The sequence below is a fragment of the Arthrobacter sp. Dra40 genome (assembly GCF_059091905.1).
Genome location: NZ_JBNHHB010000379.1, coordinates 1 through 3,137 on the forward strand (window position 1 = coordinate 1; position 3,137 = coordinate 3,137).

General features: G+C 64.6%; 3 protein-coding genes. 1 reads left to right on the top strand and 2 read right to left on the bottom strand.

All coding sequences use genetic code 11. The annotated features are described in order from the left end of the window. Positions 1–520 (bottom strand): cation:proton antiporter domain-containing protein (locus tag AC5RWT_RS36070; RefSeq protein ID WP_494084414.1); only part of this gene is annotated, 520 nt, incomplete at its 3' end. A 234-nt stretch (positions 521–754) separates the two neighbouring features. Further along, positions 755–1,840, bottom strand: coding sequence for a redox-regulated ATPase YchF (gene ychF, locus AC5RWT_RS36075; RefSeq protein WP_494084415.1), 1,086 nt, complete (start codon positions 1,838–1,840; stop codon positions 755–757). Positions 1,841–1,918: 78 nt separating this feature from the next. Between ychF and AC5RWT_RS36080 the strand changes: the two genes are divergently transcribed. Beyond that, positions 1,919–3,130: a DNA recombination protein RmuC gene (locus AC5RWT_RS36080; RefSeq protein WP_494084416.1), complete on the top strand. Its 1,212-nt coding sequence runs from the start codon at positions 1,919–1,921 to the stop codon at positions 3,128–3,130. The last annotated feature ends 7 nt before the right edge of the window (positions 3,131–3,137 follow it).

Genomic DNA, 3,137 nt, shown 5'->3' on the forward strand with positions numbered 1-3,137 from the left:
GGGTGACGCTGCCGGCTATCGAGGCAATCGAGGCCCGGAGTAGGACCAGTGCTGTTGCGTCGTTGACTAGCGACTCGCCCTCAAGGATGTTCACGATCCGCCGCGGCATGCCCGCCCGCCGGGCGATGGACGTGGCGGCTACGGCGTCGGGTGGCGCGACCACGGCGCCGAGGGCAAACGCGGCAGGCAGGGGGATGTCGGGCAGCAGCCACCAGACCACCAGCCCGATGGTGATGGTACCGAAGATCACGTAGCCGACCGAGAGCAGTCCGATCGAGCGCTTGTTGGCTTGGAACTCGACCACCGAGGTGCGCAGTGCTGCCGCATAGAGCAGCGGCGGCAGGATCCCGATCAGGACGATGTCCGGGATCAGGACCACCGGTGGAATGAAGGGCAGATAGGATCCCGCAACGCCGGCCAGCACCAGCAGGAGCGGGACGGAGATTTTCAACCGGCGGCCGAGCGCGCTGACCGCGCAAACCACCACCACCAGGGCCAGCAGACTGACGGCGACGTCCATGAACCAATTCTGGCAGGATGCTCCGGGTCAGCGGTGCAAAATCTGGTGCATCAAACAAAGGAGACGATTCCCAGACGGAAATCCGGGAAGCGTCGCCTCATCGGTTTCACGACGAAACCCCTATCCATTGGGAATGGCCGCGGGCCAGAGGACCTTCTCCACGACGCTGGACTTCAGTTGCATCCGCCCAAACCCGGGAACGGTCGCTGGCACTCCGGGCAAGCCGGCAGACCGTCAGACGTTGAAGCGGAACTCCACCACGTCGCCGTCGACCATCACATAGTCTTTGCCTTCGATCCGCACCTTGCCCCGTGCCTTGGCCTCGGCCATGGAACCGGCGTCCACCAGATCGGCGAAGGAAACCACTTCGGCCTTGATGAAACCGCGCTGGAAGTCCGAATGGATCACGCCGGCAGCCTGCGGGGCGGTGTCGCCCCGGTTGATGGTCCAGGCGCGCGCTTCCTTCGGCCCCGCGGTCAGATAGGTCTGCAAGCCCAGTGTATGGAAGCCCACCCGCGCCAGCTGGTCCAGGCCGGATTCTTCCTGGCCGTTCATCTCGAGCATCTCGCGGGCTTCTTCCTCGTCCAATTCCACGAGGTCCGCTTCCAGCTTGGCATCCAGGAAGACGCAGTCGGCAGGCGCTACGAGCTCGCGCAGCTCCGCCTGACGCTCGGGACTGGCGAGGACAGCATCGTCCACGTTGAACACGTAGATGAACGGCTTGGCGGTCAGCAAGCTCAGTTCCTTGAGGTTCTCCATGTCCAGTTTGTCGCTCTCCACCGAGGAGAAGACAGTATCGCCGCGCTCCAGCACCACCTGGGCAGCCTGCAGGGCAGCCAGCTCGGCAGCATCGCGCTTCTTGATTTTGACTTCCTTCTCCACCCGCGGAAGGGCCTTCTCCAGGGTTTGAAGATCAGCCAGGATCAGCTCGGTGTTGATGGTTTCCATGTCCGAGCGCGGGTCGACTTTGCCATCAACGTGGACAACATCGGGGTCGTCGAAAACACGGATGACCTGGGCGATTGCCTGCGCTTCGCGGATGTTCGCCAGGAACTGGTTTCCCAGCCCCTCACCTTCGGACGCGCCCTTGACGATGCCGGCGATGTCCACGAAGGACACCGTGGCGGGCAGGATCCGCTGCGATCCGAAAATCTCCGCCAGCTTCTCCAGCCGGGGGTCCGGCAGCGAAACCACGCCGACGTTCGGCTCGATGGTTGCGAACGGGTAGTTCGCCGCGAGCACGCTGTTTCGGGTCAGCGCGTTGAAGAGGGTTGATTTGCCGACGTTGGGCAGTCCGACGATGCCAATAGTTAGAGCCACGGTAGTCAAGGATACCGTGGCCCGGACACAAGGACCGGCGTTCCCTGTTTTGTCCGAGGCAGCTGGCATCGTGAAGGTATGGATGCATCGCATGTACTACTCGCACTTCTGGCCCTGTTCGTTGGCGCCATCGCCGGAGCCGTGGCCGTGGCTATCCTTTTCCGCCGCCGTCTCGCGGATCTGCAGGATGCCTCCAAGTACGACGGCGACCGGCTGGCAGAGCTGTCGGCGCGCCTCGCCGGGGTGGAAGCGGAGCGCCGGATGCTCGCCGAGCAGAACGCGCAGCTCTCCGCCCAGGATGAGCAAGAGAACACTGTGCTGCGCGCCCTGATTCCGGTGGGTGAAAAGCTCAAGCTCGTCCAGCAGCAGGTCAGTCTGCTGGAGCGGGACCGGGTAGAGCAGTTCGGCCAGCTGGCCGAGCAACTGCGCGCAGCCCAGCGCAGCGACGAAGCGCTGATGCGTTCCACGCAAACACTCGCGTCGGCACTGCAGTCCAACTCTGCCCGCGGCCAGTGGGGCGAGGTTCAGCTGCGCCGGGTGGTGGAAGCCGCCGGCATGCTCGCTCACGTTGATTTTGAGGAGCAGGTCCATCTGGCGGGCGCGGACCGGACTGGCCGCCCGGACATGGTGATCCGTCTGCCAGGCGGGAAGTCCATCGTCGCGGACGCCAAGGTCCCGTTGCGGGCCTACCTTCAGGCCCAGGAAATCCCGGTGGCTGCGTCCGCTGCTGAACAGCAGCATCGGGCGGACCTGTTGGGTGCCCACGCCAAGGCGGTGCGGGCGCACGTGGACGCTTTGGCGGCGCGGAAGTATTGGGAGAACCTGCCCGCGTCGCCGGAACTAGTGCTGTGCTTCCTGCCCTCGGAAGCGGTCTTGTCCGCCGCCCTGCACGCTGATCCGGGCTTGCTGGACCATGCCTTCGGTCGCAGCGTGGCGCTGGTCTCCCCCGTCTCGCTGCTCGCCACGCTCAAGTCGGTGGCGTTCACCTGGCGGCAGGAGGTGCTGAAGGACAACGCGCGGGAGATTTTCGACCTCTCACGGCAGCTTTATGAGCGGCTGGGAACACTGGGCGATCATGTCACCCGGCTCGGTTCATCGCTGAAGAGCTCCGTGGAGCGGTACAACTCGTTCGTTGGGACCTTGGAATCACGGGTCCTCCCCACTGCCCGGAAGATCAATGCCTTCGACGTCACCACACTGGAGGACACCCCCGCGCCGGCGGCCTTGGAGAATACGCCCCGACTGCTGTCCGCGCCGGAACTGATCGAAGACAGGGACCCGGCTGCCTAACGGGGCC

Bases quoted from the DNA above. Each gene is read 5' to 3' on its own strand.
- AC5RWT_RS36080 (WP_494084416.1), top strand. From the start codon at position 1,919: ATGGATGCATCGCATGTACTACTCGCACTTCTGGCCCTGTTCGTTGGC.